The following is a 24701-nucleotide window of genomic DNA, read 5'->3' as shown; positions in this document are numbered from 1 at the left end:
TTACCTCTCATCCCTACTATTAGGTATTTCAATTGTTATCGTTGTTCCTTCTCCTACCAATGAATGAATATGAATTTCCCCATTTATTCGCTGTATACTTTCTTTTACAAGATACAAACCATAACCGCGATTATCTCCCTTTGTGGAATAACCTTTTGTAAATAATGCATCCATCTCCTCTTCTTGTATACCTTTCCCCGCATCTTGTACTGTAATAATTAATGTGTCTGTGTCCCCATACTGTATACCAACTTCAACTTGCTTCTTTTTACAATTCGCTACCGCATCTAACGCATTATCAATTAAGTTTCCGACAATCGTAATAAGTTCATGAATCATACTTTCATCATATATTTCTGGTAAATAAGAGCCTTCACTTATAATTAACTTTATATTTTTCTCTCTAGCATAGCTAAGTTTACCTAATAAAAAACCAGCAAATACTGGGCTTTGAATTTTTTTCATAATCCCCCCAATTTCATATTGATGCTCTGATACCATACTACTTACATATTTCTGCAATTCTTCATACTGTTTCATATGTGTTAGCCCTAATACGACATGCATTTTATTCATAAATTCATGAGATTGTGCCCGTAATGCTTCCGCATATAGCCTAATACCAGTTAATTCTTCTGCCAATTTTCTGATTTCTGTTTTATCACGAAATGTTGCAATCGCACCAACTATTTCTCCTTTTACATATAAAGGAACACGATTCGTAACAATCGTAATCCCATAAATTTTTTGTTCTTCGTTTAATTGTACCTCTCCTGTTTGCAACACTTCTTTTATACGTGAATTCGGCATATACAATTCAACATCTTTACCAATAAAGTCTTCTTCAAGTCCACTTTTCTTAAATAGCCGTTTTGCTTCATTATTAATTAACGTTACTTTCGCTTCTTTATCTACAGCAATAATACCTTCTTTGACCGATTGTAACATCGTATTTCTTTCTTCAAGAATTTTCGCTATCCTGTGCGGTTCCAGACCAAACAGACTCTTCTTTATATGTCTAGCTAGCAATATCGCTCCTATAATGCCAATTAACAATCCAACTCCGACACCAATATAAATAATATGTCTACTTTCCTTAACTCTCTCTTTTACATTATCTGCTGAAATACCAACAGCAACCGCACCAAGCTGTTCACCTGTGTCAGCAAAAACAGGAACGAATACTCGCATTGAAATCCCTAAAGTTCCTTCTGCTAAAGATACGTGTTCCTTTCCCTTCAATACCGTTCCTTCATCCCCTCCAACGAAATGAAGACCTATTTTTTGAGGATTTGGATGAGACTTTCTTATCCCATCCATGTCCATAACGACAATAAATTGAACACCTGTATTTTTTAATATCCTATTTGTATACGTTTGGATGGCGGATGTATCTGCTTTCCCAATTAAACCATCGATTACCACCGAATCATTCGCTACAATATGTGCAATCGTTTTTGCCTTCTCTGCTTGGCTTTCTTCTGTCGTTCGTTCAACATTATGGCTGATTAAAATATCTGTCACAAGTAAAGAAAAAATGACAACGGTACACACTAATAATGTAATCGTTTTCCATAAATTCCATAGTCTTTTTCTTTTTTTCATCCCGTTAATGACTCCCCTAATTGCTGAATAGAAAAATAAGTAAGGTGATATTATTTTCACCTTACTTATTTGCTGTTATTATACTTTAAATTTACTAGTCATTGCTTGTAGTTCTTCGGCCATCTCAGCTAAGTTTTGTGAAGCTGAACTAATTTCTTCCATCGAATTTACTTGTTCTTCTGTTGAAGCTGCAACACTTTGCATACTAGCTGTATTTTCTTCTGCCGCCGCTGCAATTTCATCAATAGCATTTGTCACCTCATTTGCATCTCCAGCGATTCTCTTCGTTGTTTCTACCATTTGATTAACCTGAGAAACAATATGAGTAGTAGAACTTAAAATTTCTGTAAAACTTACTTTCGTTTTCGTTACAACATCTAAGCCCTGCTGAACTTCCCCACTCACATTATCCATTGCCTTAACAGTATGTTCAATATCAGCCTTAATTTCTGCAATTAAATTTGCAATCTCTCCAGATGATTCTCCTGATTGCTCTGCTAACTTTCTTACTTCATCTGCTACAATAGCAAAGCCTCGGCCCTGTTCCCCTGCTCTTGCTGCCTCAATAGCCGCATTTAAAGCTAATAAGTTCGTTTGAGTAGCAATGGTTTGAATTGCTTCAGAAATAGCTCCTACCTGCTTTGATTTTTCATCAAGAAGTTTAATAATAGCATCTGACTGGGATACCGACCTAGAAATAGACTGCATTTGTTTTGCGGTTTGTTCAACTAAATCTTCTCCCTCTTCAGCTCTTTCTCGCGCATGTAATGAGGAAATAGAAATTGACTCTGCGCTTCCAGTTACATCTTGAATTGCTGTATTTACTTGTTGTAATGTAGCCGCGCCTTCTTCAACACCTTGGCTTTGTGATTCAGCCCCACCTGATACTTGTTCCATTGCAATTGTAATTTGATCTGTCGCATCATTCGCTTGCTGTACGCTCGCTGTTAATTCTTCTGCCGATGCTGCAACATGTTCTGCTGAAAAGCTAATTTGGGTAATCACATCTTGTAAAGAGGTAGACATTTCATTAAATGAATCCCCTAATTTTCCTATATCATCCTTGGAGTAAATAGTAATTTTTTCTGTCAAATCCCCCTTACTAATCTTATGTGCCGAATCAGCTATTTTTCGTAATGGCCTTGTAATAGAATTTGTAATGAAATAAATTAATACACTACCAAATGCAATAGCGATAGCAATGACAATCAAAGTCTTATAAAACACTGGATTCGCAGCTTGGGTAATTTCTTCGTCAAACATAACTCCAACTATCTTCCATCCTGTTTTCTCATTTGTTGCAAAGATTAAATTCTTTCTATCAGCTTGTTCTGTATAAGATACATTTCCTTGTTTGTCTTCATAAATTGGTTTAATCCAAGGCTCAGTAACCTTTGAACCTGGTTTTCTAGACGGATGACTAACAATTTGCTTATTTTGATCTAAAATAACTGCATAGCCTTTTTCACCAATGTTAATCATTTTTGAAACCTTTAGGATGTTATCCAAATTCAAGTTAATCCCTATAACACCTTTACCATCTTTTACTTCCTTAGCAATTGTCACTACCATATTTTTTGTAGATGCTGATTGATACGGTGCAGTAACAATTACCTTTCCTTTATTTTCATGCGCTTCTTTATACCACGATCTATCTGTTGGATTATAGCCATCAGACATTTGAATAAATGGTTCTCTTATAAACTTCCCCGTCTGCGTTCCAATATAAATACCTTCTACTTCTGGATGAAGCTTTATATATTGTGCTAACTTCGTTCTTACTATTTCTTCTTGTCCATTTGGATATGTATCCTCTGTTAAGATTTCTGCAAAGTACGTCGCATCAACAAATTTCTCTTCTATATTTTGAGAAATAACAGTATTTAAAACTGAAATATTCTCCTTTGCTTTATCTGTCATTTGATGTTCAAAATTTGTTTTGGCAGTTTGATATGAAACACCACCGATAATAAGTCCTGGTATAGTTAAAATAATAAAAAATGAAATGATTAATTTTTTCTTGATACTCATGCTTTTAACCCAATTGAATATATTTTGCATAATAAGCCTCCTTTATGTAATAGAACACTTGTGTAATTTTATACAATCAACATGTATAAAACAATATATAATGATAACATGTAATTTTTTCGTCAATTATGCATTTTTACATATCCGCTTCTCCTAAACATTTTAATCCTAAAAAATAAGAGAACTTTAGCATATATAATAAGCTAAAGTTCTCTTATTTCTTAACAGCTTCTCTTCAAAAAAAAATCTACAAAACTTCTCTTACAATTCCTTAAATCTTTATCCTTCATCTTATAGTTATATAGTTCATGCTCTTCTTCCTAATTTATTTGGAGTTATTTACATAGCTAATTGCCTGACTCCCCATCTGCACCCATGCCTGTTCAAAGTTTCCTCTTGGCACTTTTACATCTAAGCTATCATCGAGGGGATCTCGAATATATACAGATTCCTTATCGTGCCCAACAAGTACAACACAATGTTCATTATACGTAATAGAAACATCCCCACTATTTGTTTCCCATGTAGTAAATTCATCTTCATCTAAAGGAACATATGTTGCATTCGTAATCATGACTACCGGTTGCCCTGCTTTTACACTCTTATAAATTTCTTCTATACTCTTCCCTGTTAAGTCCACAGCTTTATTAGGTAAATATTTTTTCGCTAACTGAAAAAGTGGTCCGTGATATACACCGTATCCAGATTCAGAAAAGGTATAAATATTCCCTACAAATCCTTCATTCGGATTCCCACGTACACCATCTTCCATAAAATTAACTTTTTTTATTTCATTTGCTAATTTCATCTTATCTACAGAAACACCTGCGTATTGTAACATCATCGCTAAGCTTGTCACTTCGCAGCCTCTCTCTAGCTCTGGTAACTGCTGAATTAAAGGCACATTTGATAACATGACTTTTTCATCGTTATTACTAAACTCTATTCGTTTTTGACTTTGTATACTTGATAATAGTAATCCCTTTACTTTCTCCACATACTCTGTAATCCCATTTGTATATGCACCCCATATTCCTATACATAGTACGGACATACATATATACCACTTCCATTTCCGTATCACTCTCACGCCCTTTTTAATTCGTTAAATACGAATAAAACGCATCAGCATCTGTTTGAATCATCGGTACAAATTTTAGTTCTTTTCCTTTTTCAGGTTGTTCTCGTTTTATTTTTTCCGCTAGCTCTTGAATGCCTATATTCGTTCTATCCATATTAAGCTCATCTGCCATTTCTACTACTTTTTGTTCATTAATTTCTCTTAATACTTGATATATATCTTTGCCGTATAAATCAATATGATATTTTTTTGCTTCTCCCTGCACTTTTTGTTCGTACACTTCTTGTGCTAAATCTTCCATCTCTTTTCCTTTTTGAGAAATACCTAACTTTCCTGCTTCTTCTCTTACTTTCGTTCCATAGATTTCTTCCGCAATGTCTTCTATTTCTTTTCCATTTGTCGAAATACCTAATTTATCCGCTTCATCATTAATTTTAATCGTATTAATTTGAGTAATCAAATTCACAATCGATGTATTATCTATAGATATGCCTAGTTTTGACGCTTCTTGCTTCACTTTTGTTTCATAGATTTCTTCTGAAAGAGTTCCGACATCTTTTCCTTCTGCCGAAATACCTAATTGTTCTGCTTCTCTTCCTACCTCAGTCTCATGAATTTCTTTTTCTAACGTAATTTGTTCTTTCCCATCCGTTTCAATGCCTAACTTTTCTGCTTTTTCTTCTGTATGCATTGCATGTATTTTCCCATCATTTAATTGTTCTTTACTACGCTGCGTGTAATCTGTCTTTCCTTTTTTCATTCCAGAAGGAGAGGCACCCCCTAATATACTTAAACTCATTACTCCAATAGTGAATACCGTCATCATTTTCTTTTTCAAGACTTCTTCCTCCCTCTCACGCTTTCTTTTCCCAGCTTTCCCATAATTTTTTTTATACTATACATAAACTTCATCTCTGTTAGAAATAACCTTATGATTTATCCAGTTCATTCAAAAAAACTTACAATTTTTCTTTCCATCACAAGTTTCCATTATGTAATACATGATACAAGTTGTTTCTTAACTTTCCCTTAAAAAAAAGACGACCTTGTAAAAACAAGATCGTCTTCTCACTTATATTCTTTGGTTTTTAGGGAAAATCACTTCAAAACAAGTTCCTTCTCCCCATTTGCTCTCTACCGATATTTTTCCATAATGCTTTTCTACAATCCAATTAGCGATTGAAAGACCTAACCCCGCTCCTTCTGATGGACTTCTTGCTTTATCTCCTTGATAAAAACGATCAAATAACTTTGGAATATCCACTTCTTTAACTCCTATCCCGTTATCCTTCACTTGTATGCGAATCGAACTACTCGTTTGCATACAAGTAATTTGAATATATCCACCTTCATTCGTATACTTCATTGCATTATCTAGCAATATGACCATCAATTGATGAATTCTCTCTCTATCGCCAATAAACGATATGTCACGTTCTACTTTTAATATCATCTCTTTTTCTTGATAAGAAGCAATCTCTTTATATGGATCTACTATTTCTTCTAACAATTTATCCACTTCAAATGTTTTCTTATCCATCTCGATTTGATTAGAATCCGAACGTGCTAACAATAATAAATTGTTAACTAGTTTTGATAGCCGTCTACATTCCTTTGAAATTGTAGAAATATCCATCGCCTTTTCTTCTATCGTCGCAGATGGTGACTGGAATAATACATCTGTTTTTGATTGAATAACCGCAAGTGGTGTTCTTAATTCATGCGATGCGTCCGAAACGAACTGCTGCTGTTTCTCCCATGAATTTTGAATCGGTATGAGTGCTCTACCCGCTAGGAAAAAGCCGATTCCTATTGCACATAGACTTCCTATGCTGCAACCTATAACGAGAATTAAAAATAAAGTATTTATCATTTCTTTTTCGGCTGTTGTATCACGTACGATTTGCACAATTTGTCCGTCATCCTGAAACGCTAATGTTCTGAAATAATGCCCCTTTACTTCTATATCCTGAAGAACTCCTAATTTTTTTGGCGCAAAAGCTGGAATATTCTCTGTAAAAATAGAGAAAAATCTAGGGTTTTTCTCATCCATTGAGATTGTATTTCCCTTCCAGAACAACTTCATGACTCTTGGATCCCCAATTTGAATATTTTTCATGCCTCCCTTTGGAGGATTCTTAGATTTAACCCCATCTTTATATTCAATTATTTTTTCAAATGATTTATCTACTGCACCATAAATTCGATTATATGTGTATAAATAAATTATACTGCCTAATACCCCAATTAATACGATAAAAACTAATGAATTTACTATAGTCAAACGAATGCGTGTTTTTTGAAACATACTTCCCTTTTTCATTGTTCTTTTAATATATATCCAATACCACGAACAGTTTGAATATCTTTCTGATAACCGAATGGTTCTAATTTTTTACGTAAATGATGAACATACACTTCTACTATGGCTACTGTTGTATCCGAATCAAATCCCCAAACACGATCGAAAATTTGTTCACGCATTAAAATCTTCCCGCTATTTTGAATGAGATACTCTAGTAGCTCGTATTGTTTTAATGTCAGCTTAATACCTTGTCCATCTACTTGAATGTCTTTATCTTTTCCGAACAATTCAATTCCTTTATAGCGAATGGTCTGCTGTGTTGTTAAACTACCACTTCTGCGTAGTAATGCACGAATTCTCGCTTTTAATTCAGGGGCCTGAAACGGTTTAACAATATAATCATCTCCACCAAAGTCCAACCCTTTCACTCGATCTTCTAAAGAATCCCTCGCTGTCAAAAACAGGACTGGTGTTTCAATCTTTTCATCACGTATTTTTTGAATCACTTCAAAACCGTCCATTTCTGGCATCATCACATCAAGCAAAATGGCATCATATATATTCTGTAAAGCTAGAAATAATCCATCTTCTCCATTCAATGCTGTATCTACTTCAAATTCATCGCGTAAAATTTGTACGATAGACTCTAATAACGAGGCATTATCTTCTACTACAAGTAAGCGCATATTCTCACCTTCCACAATCTATTTCAACTCTCTTTATTATTGCATCTCTTCTCTTCATAACGAAATAATGTAATCATATTATGTAATTTCATTTTCAACTATTTCCTTCTAAAGTTTTGCTCGATATAAAATTTTGAACCTTTATTATAAAGGCTCTTTCTTAAATTTTGCTTAATAAAAAATTGAAAGAAATAAGATTCCTCTTATCTCTTTCAATTTTTTACTACATATACCTTTGTACTTGGCAACTCCAAACAATTTAACTGACCACCATACACAGCCCCGCCATCAATTCCAATAATACGATTACTACCAAAATACACTCCGCAATTCTCACTACCATGAAGCGTTTTTGTTTCCGTATGGCCAAATACAACAACCTTTTCGCCGCTATATCCATTATGAAATTCATTACGGATCCACATTAATGTATATGGTTCAGATTCAGAAACTCGGTTCATCGGCTCAACACCAGCATGTACAAAGATATACTCCTCTGTTTCAATGTAATGATCTAATTCTTGAATAAACGTTACATGTTCCTCTAATATATGAGATTGTAAAATCGGTTTTTGGAAGTTTTCCTCATTAACCGCAATGTCTTCTTCTACAAATCCATAGCTATATAACGTTTTATCTCCACCATTCCTTTTTACCCAATGGTTCCATGAACGTTCCTCATCTGTCGTTAACGCCTTAATCATCATATCTTCATGATTTCCCTTTAAAACGAAGGCTCCCTCTTCTTTTAACTCTTTTACCTTTTCAATGACAGCACTTGCATTCGGGCCACGATCTACATAATCCCCCAACAAAATTAGTTGATCCTGTCTTGCATCGTATTGAGCTTCTTCCAATAACTGTTCGAACTTTTCTATTTCTCCATGAATATCACTAATAACAAGTATTCTCTTCATTTCTTCTCCTTCTTTCTAAACCATTCTCTTTCTAATTATAGATTAAAATGAAGGAAATTTCTGAATACTAATCCGAAATAGCATTTATTACAAATAAAACTATTATCCTTACAACACTGTAAGTCTCTTGTCATCCAATTCGATGGTTGCAATTACTTCATTTCCTTATACTAAAAGTAAGAAATGAAACAAAAAACAAGGAGAGATGAGATATGAAAAAAGTGATGGAAGTTGTAGTAGCGGTGGCAGAGGTTTTCGTAAATGGTAAACAAGTTGCAATGGAGTTAAACAAATAATGAAAAGGACAATATTCTTTCTAGACCCTTTACTCATATAAAATAGATAAGAATTCATCATTTCTTTGATCCCTTATCTCCTTATAAAGAAAGCCGTATCCCTCATAAGGATACGGCTTTCTCTTATTTTTGATTCGTACGGGCTGAAATACTAATTGCTCTATCTGTTGCTTTTGCAGCTTCATCTAAAGCTTCTTTACTATTCTTTCCGTCATACATTGCTTCTAATGCTTTTACAACTGCATCTCTTGATTCTGGGAATACACTAATTAATGCCCCTTGAGTTGCTAGAGATTGCTTCGTCGCTTGCAATTGTTCTACTGTTACTTTTAGCTGTGGATATTTTTCGTATTGATCTTTTACTAACGGCTCATTATATGCATCTGGATTAATTGAGAAATATCCTGTTGCTGTATGCCATTTTGCTTGTACATCTGGCTTCGTTAAATATTTCATAAAGTCCCACGCACCTTGCTGCGTTTCTTCTGAAACCATATTCGTCATCCATAATGATGCACCGCCAATAACAACACCATTTTGTTTCGAATCTTCTGGATACGGAATATACGAAACGCCTACATTAAACTTAGATGCATCAATTAAATCACGAACACCTGCTGAAGAATCTAAATACATAGCAACTTGTCCAGACTGGAACGCAGCACGAATATCATCCCAACTTGCTCCATACTTTCCAAGTGCACCAGCTTTATTTAGTTCATCTAACATTCCAAATACTTTCTGTCCTTCTTTACCGTTAAATACCGCTTTCTTTGCAGCATCTTTACGGCCGTTTTCGTTGTCTACATATAAAGCACCTTGTGTCGCTAACAATTCTTCAAAGAACCAACCATAATTCAGCATTGAAAATCCATACTGTTTTACATTTCCGCCTTCTTTAATCGTTAACTTTTTAGCCGCTTCTTTTAATTCTGCATATGTTTTCGGAGCTTTCTCTGGATCTAATCCAGCCTTTGCGAAAGCATCCTTATTATAAATTAATACTGGTGTAGATGAATTAAACGGCATAGAATACATTTTTTCATCAACTGAATAATAGTTCGTAATTGCTTTTTCTAATTTTGATGTATCGTACTTATCTTTTTTAATCCAACTATCGATAGGCGTAATCTTTTTGCTATCAATCATATACTTCGTTGTAATTTCACTCGATTGAACAAGAGCTGGCGCTTCTTTCGTTGCAGACATCGTTTTAAATTTCGTTAAAGACTCTTCGTATGTTCCTTGGAACTCTGCCTTTATCTCGTATTTATTCTGCGACTTATTATAGTCTGCAACAAGCCCATCTAGTACACCTTGTGTTTTTCCACCCATTGCATGCCAGAAACGAATTACAGTTTTATCACCATTCTTTTCAACTGGAGCTACTTTTGCCTGTGCTTCAGGTTTCCCCTCTGTTTTACTATTTGAACAAGCTGCGCCGGTTAATGCCATTGTGGCTGCCATTAAAAGAGCAGCACTTTTTTTCAATAAACTCATCTCAATCCCACCTTTTCCTATGTATGCTTATTTAATTGCACCTTTTGTTAATCCTTTTTGTAATTGCTTTTGCCCTAAAAATAATAAAATCAATGTTGGAATGACGATAACCGTAACACCGGCCATTACACTGCCCCAATCAGTTGCAACTTCTTGAGATTGAAGCTGCTTTACACCAATTTGAACCGTTCTTACTTTTTCATCAGTGGTTACTAAAAGCGGCCACAAATACATATTCCACGTTGTTAAAAAGCTATATACTCCAAGAGTAATAAAACTCGTTTTACAATACGGCATTACTACGCTGAATAAAAACCTTACATTTCCAATACCTTCAATAAAAGCAGCTTCTTTCAGTTCATTCGGAAGCGTCATAAAATGTTGACGTAGTAAGAAAATACCGAAAGCTGTTGCAAAAAACGGCACCGTCATCCCAGCAAAACTATTAATCCATCCGAAGTTTTGAATCGTTAAAAAGTTCGGTACCATCGTCGCTTCCCACGGAATAAGCATTGTTGAAATAAACAAGAAGAAAATTAAGTTTCTACCTTTAAACTGAAGAAAAACAAAAGCATAAGCTGCTAAACTGGATACGATAAGTTGTCCAAGCATAACAACTGTCGATACAATTAAACTGTTATATAAGTATGTAAAAAGAGGTACTTTTTGAAAAATATTAATGAAATTATCAAAAGTAAATTGAGTTGGAAATAACCTTCTCATTTGAATATCGTCTGGTGTCATAAAGCTTATTAAAAACGCATACAGTACAGGAAAAAACACCATTACTGCACTAATAATGAGCAGCATGTATAATAGGAAATTTTGTTTCCACTGTTTAACGATCATTTATAATGCACCTTTCTCTCAGCAAACTTAAATTGAAGTAATGTAGCAATGAAAATGAAAATAAATAATACCATAGCTTGTGCACTTGCTGTTCCAAATTGATGATTCACAAATGCCTCTTTATAAATTGAATACACAATTAAATTCGTTGCATCATTCGGTCCACCGTGCGTTAAAATATCAATTTGTCCAAAGCTTTGGAACGCACTAATTAACGTTACTGTCACGATAAAGAATAAAGTTGGTGATAGCATCGGTAATGTGACGCGGCGAAGCTTATATAAATAACTAGCACCATCTATAGATGCACTCTCATATAAAGACGTATCAATATTTTGTAAACCACCTAATATAACTAAAAATGCAAATCCTGTATTCACCCAAACCGTTGTAACCGATACAGAAAACAGTGCCCATTCTGGACTCGTTAACCATGCGATTGCAGGAAGATTCATAGAGGCTAATATATTATTAAATAACCCTACACTTGGATGAAATAAAAATAGCCAAATCACTGCACTAGCAGCTACTGATATTCCCATCGTTGAAGAAAACAGTACTCGGAATAACCCGATCCCTCTTACTTTTTCATTTGCAATTAATGCAAGAAATAAGGCGAATACAATGCTAGTAGGCACTGTATATAAAACAAATAATAAAGTTGACTTTATACTTTTGTAGAAAGCAGGATCCGAAAATAAATATTGATAATTTTCTAAGCCAACGAAAAGATTAGCTTCTCCGTGTATATCTGTTAAATAAAAGCTATAGTAGATCGTCCTAAACAATGGATAGAAAAGAAAAATTGAAAATAACAAAATAGATGGCGCCAAAAACAATAATCCTATTCTTAAATCTTTCGTTCTGCCCCATAAACTCTTCTTTTTTGACACTGTTGTTTGAACTGGTAACTTACCTACTTCAATCATTATTTCGCCACCACTTTCAACTCTTCTTCAGCTACCACTTTTAATCTTTCATTCGTATTTTGGTGAAAGAAGCATAGTTTTTCTTGCGAGAATAATAATTTTACTTTGTCACCTTTGTTCAGGAGTAACTGTCCGATGACTTTCGCACTCCAAGTTGTTCCATTTACCGCAAAGTTTAATATAGATTCATTCCCTAATACTTCTACAGATTGCAGCGTAACTTCTTGTCCTTCCTCAGACAATGCAATATGCTCAGGACGCATGCCGATTCGAATTATTCCTTCTGGTAATTGCTTTAACTGTCCAATAGAAAATGGAATTTGCAATTGACCTATATGTAATATGCCTTTTTCTTTATCCACTTCCCCATCATTTATATTCATAGAAGGCGAACCTATAAAACTTGCAACAAATTCATTTGCTGGTTCGTTATATATATCAAGCGGTGTTCCAACTTGTTGTATAGTTCCTTTATTTAAAACCATAATACGATCTCCCATAGTCATTGCTTCTATTTGATCGTGAGTAACGTAAATCATCGTAATTCCTAATCGTTGCTGAATTTCTCTAATTTCAATCCTCATCTGTGCACGTAATTTCGCATCTAAATTCGAAAGTGGTTCATCCATTAAACAAATCGGTGCTTGACTGACGATGGCCCTAGCAAGTGCAACACGCTGTCTTTGCCCACCTGATAGTTGCCCAGGCTTCATTTTGACATATTCCTTCAACCCTACCATCTCAACAGCTTCCATCAATCGTTTTTGTCGTTCTTCTTTCTGTACTTTTCTTACCTTAAGTCCAAATAAAATATTTTCTTCTACAGATAAATGTGGGTATAACGCATAATTTTGAAATACCATTGATAGATTACGGTCTTTCGGCTCTAAATCATTTGCAACATGTTCATTAATCATTAAATCTCCCGAAGAAATTTCTTCTAAACCAGCCAGCATTCGTAATAATGTACTTTTTCCACATCCCGAAGGTCCAACTAAAACAAAAAATTCTCCTCTTTTAATATGAACTGATACGTCTTTAACTGCTGTCTCTTCCGCATTTTTATATACCTTTGAAACATTTTTCAATTCAATCACAAGGTTGCACTCCTTTTTTCTTCTTGTATCCATACTTCATAATGACTCGTTGAAATTGCACTTGCTCCTGCACGAATTGCGATTTCTGCATCCTCTCGCGTTTGAATCAGCCCACCTGCAATAATAGGGAATTTTATTTCCTCCGCTAGCTGTTTAATAATAGAAGGCATAATGCCAGGCATAATCTCTACTGCATTCGGTTTAGTCGTTTTACAATTTTCAATTGATTTTGTAAGAGATAAAGTATCAACAATAAAAATGCGTTGAATCGTTTTCAATCCAATTTTATTGGCATTTCGAATTGTCGATCCCTTTGTCGAAATAATACCTTGTGCTCCGATAACATCTTGAATATATAAAAGTGCTTCCTCTGTGTTCGTATTTAAGCCTTGTATAAAATCACAATGAAGAAATACATCGTGTCCATGTTTCTGTAGTTCATATACACGCTCTGGTAACTCCAGCATTGAACCAGTCATAAGAAAAACTGTTTTCGGTAATTTTTTGTATGTTTTGTACCCTTCCCAATCCTTTATCATTGCAATATAAGGTTCTTTAAACATTTATTCCACCTAGCTTTTCTATTTTTATCCAAACTAAAAACACCTACTTACATAGAACACCTTTCTCCTTATTTGAACTCTAGGGAATAGAGCACACTTAAGAAAGCGGCACGTTATATGTAAGCGGGTGTTCTCAAATGTTCTCTACCCTAGTTATTTTGTTACCTTTACTATATTACGCATTTATTAAGTCAGTTTTGATAAATTGTTAATTAGATGTTAATCGAATGTTAATATTCACTATATTACTTTTACATTAATCTAGATATACGAATAAACCCCAACAGAACACAACAATGTTTAAAATTCAATCAATATGTAAATTCATTCCATAGCTAATGAGTTTTAGTTTTCTCGCCACTGCTTGTGAAGCACAATTATCCCAAGAAGTACTATACAGTGGAATACGTTTTTCTTATTTATACTATCTATCCATTCATACTCTATTTTTCATGTTCAAAACAAAAATCCCATTTAAATACACATTACTGAATCCATCATACTAAATGACTTCTTCATTCTGCCTATCTAAATGGGATTATTTCGTACTTTCTATTTCTTCAGCTTGTTATTCCGCCAGTTGTGGTTGTGGTTGCGGCTGTACTACTTCATTCGCTCCAGCTATCCTCAACGTATTCGCAATATCTTTAAAATCTCTTTTTTCAGCATATTGCAGCGGCGTAATATTTTCCTTATTGGCCATATTTACATCTGCCCCGTGGTCAATAAGCATTTGAATTACTTTCTTATGACTTTCACTACCATTTCCTAATACAATTGCGTCTAATAAAGCTGTTCCACCACGTTCATTCTTATAATTCACATCAATATCTGTATGCTCTAATAATTCTTTAACAACCTCTACATGGCCACGCTCAGATGCAGAAATAAGTGCTGTTCCACCTGACTTAGTCGTTTCCTTCGTATTAACTCCTGCATTAATTAATACTTTTACAATATCCGTATATCCTTCTCTACTTGCATAAAGAAATGGATTGCTTTGTTTTTCGTCTTGAATTTCAATATCAGCACCCGCATCAATTAATGCTTTAACTGTCTCTACATGATTTTGATACGTCGCTGCAAGGACAGGCGTTTCTCCGTTGTCACCTTCTACATTGATATTCGCTCCATCTTGGATCAGCTTCATAGCTGTTTCTGTGTCTCCAAGCGTCGCAGAAAGTAGCAACTGTTTGTCCATTAAATTTATACTTTTTTCTTCTTTAGATTCTTCCTGTTCTTTATGCTTTTCTTTTTTCTTTTCGTTTTTCACATGAACCGGTTTTGATTCTGGCTCTTCTTGCTTATCGCAAGCCACTACCGTCATTAAAAGTCCTAATAACATACATAATAAAATTTTTTGTTTTCTCACAACTACAGCTCCTATGAAAGATAATGTTTTCTTAACCATTCCTCCATCACATACAATAACTCTTCTTGAGTACATTTATCCATAAGCCCTTTAGATTCCTTCTTTAATCGGATTATCTTAAACTTATACTATGTTTCTCAACCTATTGGAATGATACGCCTGATGGCCTCATCATTAACATTATGAAGCAATTAGTTTAGCACGTTTTTACCGCATTTGTATACATTTCTAAAAAGTACATAAAGTGAAACTTTAATCAGTGGGGGTTGTTCATCCCCCACTGATTATTAGTTGAACCAATCGGGCATTTACGGGCAGTTGATCTCCCACCTAACTTCTTCGCTCCAGCCACATTTTGAGGTGGGAGTTTTACTGCCCGTTAATGCGGGGTAAATGATTGCTTTAGGTTACTATATTCCATTGTAACCGTTCTTCTAAAATTTTTACACCTTTTCTATATTTGCACCTGAGTAATAATAGAAAAAGACAACTATATAGTTGCCTTTTTCTATTATTAATGATGCCCATCGTGATTCCCCGTTTTCGGTTTTCCCATCATCTCTTTATTCATTTCCCATTTATGCTCTGATAACTCTTTATACGAAAGAACTTTCCCCTTATAGTTAGATACAAAACTCTCTGCATCTTTTTTATTTTTAAATGAAATGACATTATAAGCCATCGGTGTCGTTATTGTTTTATCATATACGTAAGTAGCATCTTCTAACGAAACCCAATCTTTCGAATCATAATCTCGAACAAATTTTTCTTTCGTCTTTTCACCTGAATTAATCTCCATCCATTTATACATGCAACCAATATCATCAAACTTTAACGCTTTTCCATTTTCTAAAATAATTTCGGTTGCGAATTGATTATCAATTACCCCAATTTGGCAAATGTCACACTTATCATTTTTCTCATTAATCGCAACAGCTGTTAGTTCTTTTTTCCCACATCCTACTATCGTAAATATGAAACATAAACATATAACAAGTACGACATATTTTACTTTCATCAATATTCCTCCCTAGAAACCGTATACTCCACGAAAAGAATACCAAAAGGTTGTGTGAGATTTGTGAAAAAACAATGTTCTTTTTGTAATATATGGAACAAAAAAGAGATGTGCAGTTACTTCTACACATCTCTCATCATTCACAACCAGTAATTAATAAATCATCTTCTAACTTAACTAATAATGTGTCCGTATCAATGTTTTGTCCAACTTCTACATTTACTAACCTTATATTCCCACTGATCCCTACCCCGATTTTCTCAAGCTCACCATCGTGCTTTCGAATCATCATTAATTTTTCCCATTCATATACGTAAGAGGATTCATTAATAAAAATCTCCTCTACTTTTCCTTTACACGAACTATAAATTTCTTCTATTCTTGTTTGCATTCAAAATCTACTCCCTACTTCACGCTTCGCTATTTCCATCTTATTCTACCATTCTTGCATACAGGCATTTATCTTTTTAAAAATTCAAAATTACCCTGTGAACAAAATGATCAAAATAAAGATTATGCTTCTAATGATGTTATTTTTCAAATTATTTACCATTCCAATTGAACCTTTTATTATAAACAAAAAACCTTTTATCTGAATTTTTATTTTATTTTGAAAGCGTAATCATTTTTTTTGGAGGGGGAGATTACATGTTAGCATTACTCGGATTTACAATGGTATTTGTCTTTATGTTTTTGATTATGACGAAACGTATGTCTGCATTAGTAGCATTAATATTAGTTCCAATTATTTTCGCATTAATTGGTGGCTTTTATGCCAATATGGGCCCGATGATGTTAGAAGGAATTCAAAAGCTAGCACCTACTGGTATTATGCTTATGTTCGCCATTTTATATTTCGGAATTATGATTGATAGCGGTTTATTCGATCCTGTTATTAGTAAAATTTTAAAATTTGTAAAAGGTGATCCTTTAAAAATTGTTGTTGGTACAGCTATTCTTACTATTATCGTTTCATTAGATGGTGACGGAACAACAACATATATGATTACAGTTTCCGCAATGTATCCATTATATAAACGTCTTGGGATGAATCCACTTATATTAGCTGGGGTTGTTATGTTAGGGGCAGGTGTTACCAATCTTACACCTTGGGGTGGACCAACTGCTCGGGTTATGAGTGCTCTTGGACTTGATGCATCAGAGCTCTTCACACCACTTATACCAGGAATGATTGCTGGTGCAATTTGGGTAGTTTTCGTTGCCTACTATCTTGGAAAAAAAGAAAGAAAACGTTTAGGAATTATGGATGTCCAATATTTAAAACACATGCAAACAATGGATGAGCAAGCTGCGACAGTCGAAGCTGAAATACATAAACGCCCGAAACTACTATGGATTAACTTTTTATTAACTGTTGCCCTACTCGTCTGTCTCATACTAGAAATTATGCCGTTACCTGTGTTATTTACAGTCGCTTTTGCTATTGCGGTGATGATTAATTATCCAAGCTTGGAACAACAAAAAGAACGTATTGCTTCTCACGCTGGAAACGTATTAGCGGTTGTTTCTCTCGTATTTGCCGCTGGAATTTTCACTGGTATTCTATCAGGGACAAAAATGGTAGATGCAATGGCTCAAAGTGTAGTGACTCTTATACCAGATGCTCTTGGACCACAACTACCAATTATTACAGCTCTTCTTAGTATGCCGTTCACATTTTTCATGTCCAATGATGCTTTTTACTTCGGTGTACTACCTATTTTAACAAAAGCTGCCGCTGCTTACGGAATTAGTGCAGCAGAAATGGGACGTGCTTCGTTACTCGGTCAACCTGTTCACTTACTGAGTCCCCTCGTGGCTTCCACTTATTTATTAGTCGGAATGGCCAAGGTTGATTTTGGTGAACACCAACGATTCACTTTACTTTGGGCTGTTGGAACGACAATGGTTATGTTGATTACTGGAATTGTAATTGGAATTATTCCAATATAAGATGAAACTAGAAAAAACAGTAGAGGAAATGTAATAATCCTCTACTGTTTTTATTGTTGTAAAAATCCCCTATGAAGAAACGCGGAAATACCTTCTTTCTGGCCTTCCCACACTTCCATATATAAGCTCCGCATGCACTTTCTTTCCAGAGATCAAATACTCTAAATAACGCCTCGCAGTTGATCGGCTTACACCTACCATTGAACTTAGTATCTCTGCAGTAATTCCCTCTTCATTAATAGTTAGCATATGCTTTTTTATTTTTGCTAACGTTAAAGGGTCGATTCCTTTTGGCGCATATTCTATTGGATTTGCCTGTACCCCTCTTTGGGACCATAGATGTTCAATCTGTTCTGAAGATAATTGAGCATTTTTCTTTAACTTCGTAATCTTCTTTTGATAACTTTCTAAACTTGTTTTAAACCGATCAAATGTAAGAGGCTTTACGATATAATCTGTTACCCCGCCTCGTAAAGCATGCCGCACTACATCCGTCTCTGATGCGGCTGTGATCATAATAATATCTGTATCATGCAAATTATGCCTAATATATGTGACGAGTTCTGTCCCTTGCATGTCAGGTAAATATACATCTAATAAAACGAGTTGTGGCTTTACAAATTCTAACCATTCCTTCGCCTGTTCTCCAGTCGTTGCTGTTCCAATTACTTTAAACCCCTCAATTTTTTCAGTAAAACGACGATGAATTTCCGCAATCCGAATATCATCTTCTACAATTAATACTTCAATCCCCTCATTCATTACAATTCGCCTCTCTCTTTCGGTAATGCAATGATAAATAAAGCACCACCTAAATCCCCTTTTTCAATCGCAATACTCCCGTTTAAATCTTCTACTAACTCTTTCACTTTTGCTAATCCATACCCACGTTTTTCGCCCACTTTCGTCGAAAAACCTTTATAGAATATACTTGTAATTATTTCATCATGAACACCTTGTCCTGAATCTTCTACTTCAATTAATATTTCTTCCCCAATGTCTGTTACAAACATTCTTACTTTCTTATCATGATCTTGATTTCTTTCAATTGCTTCAAATGCATTCGTGATCAAATTCCCTAAAATAGAAACAACGTAATTACTCTCAATATGCGGACTTAACTCTTCTAAACTACTTTCCCGATCTAACATAAAATCAATCTTCAACTCTCGCGCCCTATTATAAAATCCAATTAAAATCCCACCTAACCATGGATTTTGAATTCGTTTCATAATAAATTGAACGAACTCTTGATATACTGCCGTTTCCTTATGAATAAGCTCTAAAGCATCTTCATAAGACTCTAATTGAATAAGCCCTGAAAGCGTATACAATAAGTTGTTATATTCGTGCGTTTGCGCCCGCAATGCCTCTGTATACTGCCGTGTTTGAGATAATTCCGCTGTTAATTGATCCATCTCAGATTTCAAGCGCAAGCTGGATACTACACCAGTTACTTTATTATTAACTTTAATAGGTAGGCGATTGGCAATAACATCCTGCCCTTTTATATTTAATTGGCGATCAAATTGTTCTTCTCCGGTTTGAAGCACATCCAGTATCGATGAATTAGGAATAACATCTAAAATAAATTCTCCCATTATATTTTGTTGTTTATCTAAAGAAAGGATATCGTATGCCGCTTGATTTACTAAACTAACCATTCCATTTTTATCGATTACTACAATCCCTTCACGTACAGATTGAATAACTGTACTATGCTCCTCGTATAAAGATGAAATTTCTTCTGGCTCCATTCCAAACATCATCCGCTTAATACTTTTTGCTAAATATACAGAGCCCATTATCCCAATTAACAGACCTGTTATTGTAATCCAAAACACACGCTTTCCATACACTTCTATCGCTCCATGAATATCATCCATTGAAAAACCAACAGATACTACACCAATAATTTCATTATCCTGATTACGAATCGGGACTTTTCCGCGTAGTGAAGGCCCTAATGATCCCGTTGCTTTCGAAACGTAAGATTTCCCTTCTAATAGAACCCCTTTGTTATCTCCGCCCACCATAGCTTCTCCTATTTTATCTCGCTTAGGATGTGCATAACGAATACCATCTTTATTTCCAACTACAATAAAGTCAGCATCTGTTTCGATTCGAATTTTTTCTGCAATTGGCTGAATAATAGAAGCTGGATTTTCTTTTTGAAAAGCTTCCTGGATTTCCGGTATAGCAGCAACTGTTTTCGCAACATGCAACGCTCTTTTTCCGATTTGGTCTTCTACCGTTTCAGATAATATGTAGTAAAATAAATAACTCGTTAACAAAAGCACAGCAAGAATAAGTGTACTAATAGTTAATGTAATTCTCGGTTGTAGTTTCAATTTCTTCAATTTCAAAATCATTCCCCTAACATGGCTAAAGATAGAATTTAAAGAAAATACAGTCTTTTTAATTATCACCTTTTATCATAACACGGTTACTATATATTTCTTTATCTTTATCTTCATAAAGTGAAACTTTAATCAGTGGGGGTTTTGTTCATCCCCCACTGATTATTAGCCTTCACCAATCGGGCATCTACGGGCCGCCCGACTCCCACCTAACTTCTTTGCTCCAGCCGAATTATGAGGTGGGAGTTTTACTGCCCACAAATAGCGGGATAAAAAAAGAAACGAAGTAAAATTACTACCTCGTTTCTTAATGCTTGTTATTACACTTTAAATTTACCAATCATCTCTTGTAATTCTTCAGCCATTCGCGATAAGTGAACTGCTGCTGAATTTATTTCTTCTACTGAAGCTACTTGTTCTTCAGAGGAGCCAGCAATATTTTGAACGCTTGCTGCATTTTCTTCAATCGTTGCTGCAATTTCATTAATAGATGCACTTACTTGTTTTGTATCTATCGTCATTCGCTTCGCTACATCTACCATACTATCAATTTGTACAACTGTATCATTTGTAGATTTCAATATTTCTACAAAGCTTTGCTTCGCCTCATTTGCAACTACAAGCCCTGATTGTACCTCTGTCCCAACTTGATTCATAGAACTTACAGTTTCTTTTATATCAAATTGTATCTCTTTCACTAACTTTCCAATTTCCGTAGAAGACTGTCCCGATTGTTCCGCTAGTTTACGTACTTCATCTGCTACAATTGCAAAACCTCTTCCTTGCTCTCCAGCTCTTGCAGCCTCAATTGCAGCATTTAATGCTAATAAGTTTGTCTGCTGTGCAATATGTTGAATCACTTCTAGAATAGCTCCAATTTGCTTCGACTTATCATCTAATAAAGAAATGACTTTGTCTGACTGTGACACAGATTCATGAATTAATTGCATTTGATTCACAGTTTGTTCAACTAACTTTCCACCATCTTCAGCTTTTTGCTTCGTATACATAGATGCTGTGGACACTAATGAAGAGCTATCCGCAACACGCTGAATTCCTTCTGTAACTTCTTCTAACAAAGTCGCTCCTTCTTCAACTTCCCGCGTTTGTATTTCTGCCCCACTCGATACTTGTTCCATCGCCCTTGTAATTTGTTCCGTCGCTTCACTTGCTTGCTTCATACTAGCTGTTAATTCTTCCGAAGAAGCTGCTACATGACCAGCTGAAGTATTAATATTTGAAATTACATCATGTAATGATGCCGCCATCTCATTAAAGCTTTCACCTAACTGACCAATTTCATCTCTTGAACGAACAGTAATTGACTCCGTTAAGTCACCTTCGCTAATTTTCCTCGCTGATATAACAAGTTGTTTTAACGGTTTAATAATAGATGCGATTATGAAGTAAATTACAATCCCACCAATTATTAATGAGATACCAATAACAGTTAATGTTTTATAGAAAATAGGTTCAGCCGCTTCAATTATTTCTTTTGAAGGCATAATTCCTGCTATTTTCCATCCGGTTTGCTTATTTGTTTTAAAAGTGATATTGCGATCCTCGCCATCTAATGAAAATTGAAAATCACCTGTTTCTTGTTTATACAGTTCCTTTTCAAGTTTCTCTTCTACCTTTTCCCCTGGCTTCAGCATTGGATGTGCTACTACATTTTTATCCTGATCAAAAATTGCAACATACCCTTCTTTACCGATATTAACCATTTTCGAAGTATTTACAATATCATTTATAATTAAATCAATACCGAGAACACCACTTTTATCCTCATTTTGTTTTGCTATTGTAACAACAATATTTCCTGTCGTTTTTGATTTATATGGAGCCGTAATAATTACTTCTCCACTTTTTTTCACTGCCTCTTTATACCAATCTCTTTCTGCCGGATTATACCCTTCTGGCATTTGAATTGCCGGTGATTGAATAAATTGCCCATTACTAGATCCAGTATATATTGCTTCCATTTCTGGATGTAATTTATTATATTCTTCTAATTTATTTTGCACGTTTTGAAGCTGATCTGCTTGATAACTCGCTCCAGTGAATAATTTTGTAAAATATGCTGCGTCTACTTTCTTACTATCTAACTCTTTATTAATTACATTATTTAAAACCTTCACGTTATCTTTCGCCGATTTTAAAATCGTTTCATTAAAATTTGTTTTCGCCTGCTGATAAGACGTCCAACCAATTACAATACTTGGAAGAATTAAAATAATAATAAATGACACAAGTAACTTTGTTTTTAAACTACTACTCCTTAATTTCCTTTGAAACATATTCCTACCCCTTCATACCGTTTTACATGCAATAACTTACAATTAATCTATTTATAAAAATTATAAGATATAAATACGTTAATGAGACTCTTTATTTCTCTTTACTCATCTTTCTAAATTTAAAAGATTATTGCATACATACTTCATTCTATAAAAATTTAATAATTAAAACAATGTATAAAAATGTATATTATTCGAAATATTATAATTCACAGAAGAACCTCTAGTATCCCACTTACTAGAGGTTCTTTCCATCTTACTATTCTTTAGTTTTTTCTACTTCTTTTTCCTTATCTTCTACTACAGATACAACAGGTTTATCATTTGCTAATTGTTGTACTGCCCCTTTTCCTGCAAACCCTTCTAATAACTCTTTTAAATCAATACCAGAAGAAGCTTTTAGTGTTTCCTGCATTGTTGCCATTAAATCAGTCGCATACCCTGCAACTTTTCCGGCACCGCTATTCTTTCCACCACCGCCTGTATCAACGACTGTAATTTTATCAATGTTGCTAAGCGGACTCGCAATTTCTTTCGCATAACTTGGAAGCATTTTAAGAACCATATCCATAATCGCGGCTTGCCCATATAATTCAAATGCTTCTGCAATTTTTTGTTTCGCTTCTGCTTCTGCTAAACCTTTTAACCTAATAACATCTGCTTCCGCTGTACCTTGCGCCTTTTGTACTTCTGCCTTTGCCTGACCTTGTGCTTTTTCAATTTCTGCTTTTGCTAAACCTTCTACACGAACTTCTTCTGCACGTGCTCTTGCTTCTGCTTCAATTTTATATTGATCCGCATCTGCTTTTTTCATTTGTTTTACTTTTTCCGCTTCAGCTGATTGTTCAACAGCATAGCGATCTGCATCTGCCTTTTTCTTTACTTCTGCATCGTATTGCTTTTCACGACGCGCAATCTCTTTTTCTTCTAACTCAATTTGCTTTTCACGCTCAATGATTTTAACTCGCATTTGCTCTTCTGTAACACCTTGTTGCGCTTTCGCTTGTTGTAATTCGTAAGAAAGATCTGCATCTGCACGAGCTTGTTCTTGGTCCCTCTTATAAGATTGTACTTTTAATTCCTTATGTTTTTCAGCTTCAGCGATTTGTGCATCACGTTGATATTCTGCTTCTTTTGCTTCTTTCTCAGCACGAGCTTTTTCAATTCGTGCCTCTTTTTCACGCTCTGCATTCGCAACTGTTGCATCACGCTTAACCATTGCAATTTGCGGCTGACCAAGTGCATCTAAGTAACCGTTTTTATCCATTATTTCTTTAATTGTAAAGGAAACGATGCGAAGTCCCATCTTCTTCAAATCAGTAGAAGCCACTTCATGCACCTTTTGTGCGAATTGCTCTCTATTACTATAAGCATCTTCTACTGTCATAGAAGATAAAATAGCACGTAGATGCCCTTCTAAAACTTCTTTTGCTTCTACTTTTAACTCTTCCGTTTCTTTTCCTAAATATTGTTCAGCCGCTGTAGAAACTTCTTCAATTGTCGATCCTACTTTAATAATAGAAACACCGTTTACTGTAATCGGTACACCTTGTTTCGTATACGTATCACGTGTTCCAACTTCTAATTTGTAGTTTAATAAGCTAAGAAGTTCTGCCCGTTGCATAATTGGAACAACGAAAGTACCACCACCGCGGATAATCTTAATCTTCTTTCCATCATCAGTGGTAACGACATTCTTTCCACCACCAAGCCAGTTCCCTGTTACAATTAATGCTTCGTCCGGGCCAACTGTACGATACTTCGTAATAAATACTAAAATGAGTAAAAGTAAAATTGCGAGTAAAATTCCACCGATAATTAATGGAATCGTCATATAAATTC

At 34.9% G+C, this 24701-nt stretch carries 20 protein-coding genes and 2 pseudogenes; 1 reads left to right on the top strand and 21 read right to left on the bottom strand.

Annotation, left to right across the window (positions count from 1 at the left end; all coding sequences use genetic code 11):
* From DET63_RS22200 to DET63_RS22120, 16 genes and pseudogenes are all read right to left on the bottom strand, one after another.
* Positions 1 to 1605 carry a sensor histidine kinase gene (locus tag DET63_RS22200; protein WP_113937870.1) on the bottom strand — a complete coding sequence of 535 codons (1605 nt, stop codon included), beginning with the start codon at positions 1603 to 1605 and terminating at the stop codon, positions 1 to 3.
* 78 nt (positions 1606 to 1683) lie between these two features.
* On the bottom strand, positions 1684 to 3666 hold the full coding sequence (locus tag DET63_RS22195) for a methyl-accepting chemotaxis protein (protein ID WP_016093373.1): 1983 nt from the start codon (positions 3664 to 3666) through the stop codon (positions 1684 to 1686).
* Between the two features lie 295 nt (positions 3667 to 3961).
* Entirely contained in the window at positions 3962 to 4690 is a 729-nt protein-coding gene (locus DET63_RS22190) for a C39 family peptidase (protein ID WP_113937869.1), read from the bottom strand.
* Positions 4691 to 4733: 43 nt separating this feature from the next.
* The gene (locus DET63_RS22185) at positions 4734 to 5555 is read right to left on the bottom strand and encodes a transporter (RefSeq protein WP_113937868.1); all 822 of its coding nucleotides are present in this window, start codon (positions 5553 to 5555) and stop codon (positions 4734 to 4736) included.
* A gap of 234 nt (positions 5556 to 5789) precedes the next feature.
* On the bottom strand, positions 5790 to 7025 hold the full coding sequence (locus tag DET63_RS22180) for a sensor histidine kinase (protein ID WP_113937867.1): 1236 nt from the start codon (positions 7023 to 7025) through the stop codon (positions 5790 to 5792).
* 11 nt (positions 7026 to 7036) lie between these two features.
* Positions 7037 to 7708 carry a response regulator transcription factor gene (locus DET63_RS22175; RefSeq protein WP_113937945.1) on the bottom strand — a complete coding sequence of 224 codons (672 nt, stop codon included), beginning with the start codon at positions 7706 to 7708 and terminating at the stop codon, positions 7037 to 7039.
* A 212-nt stretch (positions 7709 to 7920) separates the two neighbouring features.
* The gene (locus DET63_RS22170) at positions 7921 to 8625 is read right to left on the bottom strand and encodes a metallophosphoesterase family protein (protein ID WP_113937866.1); all 705 of its coding nucleotides are present in this window, start codon (positions 8623 to 8625) and stop codon (positions 7921 to 7923) included.
* 419 nt (positions 8626 to 9044) lie between these two features.
* Positions 9045 to 10421: an ABC transporter substrate-binding protein gene (locus DET63_RS22165; RefSeq protein WP_113937865.1), complete on the bottom strand. Its 1377-nt coding sequence runs from the start codon at positions 10419 to 10421 to the stop codon at positions 9045 to 9047.
* Positions 10422 to 10448: 27 nt separating this feature from the next.
* Positions 10449 to 11270: a carbohydrate ABC transporter permease gene (locus DET63_RS22160; RefSeq protein ID WP_113937864.1), complete on the bottom strand. Its 822-nt coding sequence runs from the start codon at positions 11268 to 11270 to the stop codon at positions 10449 to 10451.
* Positions 11267 to 12199: a carbohydrate ABC transporter permease gene (locus tag DET63_RS22155; RefSeq protein ID WP_113937863.1), complete on the bottom strand. Its 933-nt coding sequence runs from the start codon at positions 12197 to 12199 to the stop codon at positions 11267 to 11269. The genes DET63_RS22160 and DET63_RS22155 overlap by 4 nt, the downstream gene beginning before the upstream one ends.
* A complete protein-coding gene (locus DET63_RS22150; protein ID WP_113937862.1) occupies positions 12199 to 13296 on the bottom strand; it encodes an ABC transporter ATP-binding protein in 1098 nt (365 codons plus the stop codon). Before DET63_RS22150 ends, DET63_RS22155 begins: the two co-directional genes overlap by 1 nt.
* On the bottom strand, positions 13293 to 13859 hold the full coding sequence (locus DET63_RS22145; protein WP_002169199.1) for a glycerol-3-phosphate responsive antiterminator: 567 nt from the start codon (positions 13857 to 13859) through the stop codon (positions 13293 to 13295). Before DET63_RS22145 ends, DET63_RS22150 begins: the two co-directional genes overlap by 4 nt.
* 307 nt (positions 13860 to 14166) lie before the next feature.
* Positions 14167 to 14274: pseudogene (locus DET63_RS22140) on the bottom strand (GNAT family N-acetyltransferase); the annotation flags it as partial.
* 153 nt (positions 14275 to 14427) lie between these two features.
* Positions 14428 to 15306, bottom strand: a complete 879-nt coding sequence (locus tag DET63_RS22135; RefSeq protein ID WP_113937861.1) for an ankyrin repeat domain-containing protein — start codon at positions 15304 to 15306, stop codon at positions 14428 to 14430.
* Between the two features lie 439 nt (positions 15307 to 15745).
* Positions 15746 to 16249 (bottom strand): nitrous oxide reductase accessory protein NosL, encoded by a 504-nt coding sequence (locus DET63_RS22125; RefSeq protein WP_113937860.1) that lies wholly within the window; start codon positions 16247 to 16249, stop codon positions 15746 to 15748.
* A gap of 136 nt (positions 16250 to 16385) precedes the next feature.
* Entirely contained in the window at positions 16386 to 16640 is a 255-nt protein-coding gene (locus tag DET63_RS22120; protein WP_113937859.1) for a hypothetical protein, read from the bottom strand.
* A gap of 257 nt (positions 16641 to 16897) precedes the next feature.
* On the opposite strand from DET63_RS22120, the gene DET63_RS22115 reads away from it, so the two are divergent.
* Positions 16898 to 18202 carry a CitMHS family transporter gene (locus DET63_RS22115; protein ID WP_113937858.1) on the top strand — a complete coding sequence of 435 codons (1305 nt, stop codon included), beginning with the start codon at positions 16898 to 16900 and terminating at the stop codon, positions 18200 to 18202.
* Positions 18203 to 18271: 69 nt separating this feature from the next.
* Here the strand turns inward: DET63_RS22115 and DET63_RS22110 are convergent, their stop codons facing one another.
* From DET63_RS22110 to DET63_RS22095, 5 genes and pseudogenes are all read right to left on the bottom strand, one after another.
* On the bottom strand, positions 18272 to 18964 hold the full coding sequence (locus DET63_RS22110; protein WP_044444439.1) for a response regulator: 693 nt from the start codon (positions 18962 to 18964) through the stop codon (positions 18272 to 18274).
* The gene (locus tag DET63_RS22105) at positions 18964 to 20574 is read right to left on the bottom strand and encodes an ATP-binding protein (RefSeq protein WP_113937857.1); all 1611 of its coding nucleotides are present in this window, start codon (positions 20572 to 20574) and stop codon (positions 18964 to 18966) included. The genes DET63_RS22110 and DET63_RS22105 overlap by 1 nt, the downstream gene beginning before the upstream one ends.
* A gap of 308 nt (positions 20575 to 20882) precedes the next feature.
* Entirely contained in the window at positions 20883 to 21701 is an 819-nt protein-coding gene (locus DET63_RS31080; RefSeq protein WP_369811976.1) for a methyl-accepting chemotaxis protein, read from the bottom strand.
* Positions 21702 to 21821: 120 nt separating this feature from the next.
* Positions 21822 to 22859 (bottom strand): annotated as a pseudogene (locus DET63_RS31075) (HAMP domain-containing protein); the annotation flags it as partial.
* 259 nt (positions 22860 to 23118) lie between these two features.
* Complete coding sequence (locus DET63_RS22095) at positions 23119 to 24693, bottom strand: flotillin lipid rafts scaffold protein FloT (RefSeq protein ID WP_113937855.1); 1575 nt, start codon at positions 24691 to 24693, stop codon at positions 23119 to 23121.
* Positions 24694 to 24701 lie beyond the last annotated feature (8 nt).

The sequence above is a fragment of the Bacillus sp. DB-2 genome (genome assembly GCF_003315125.1).
Lineage (GTDB): Bacteria > Bacillota > Bacilli > Bacillales > Bacillaceae_G > Bacillus_A > Bacillus_A mycoides.
Note: the sequence above shows the minus strand (reverse complement) of the source record. Positions and strands in the feature narration are given on the sequence as shown.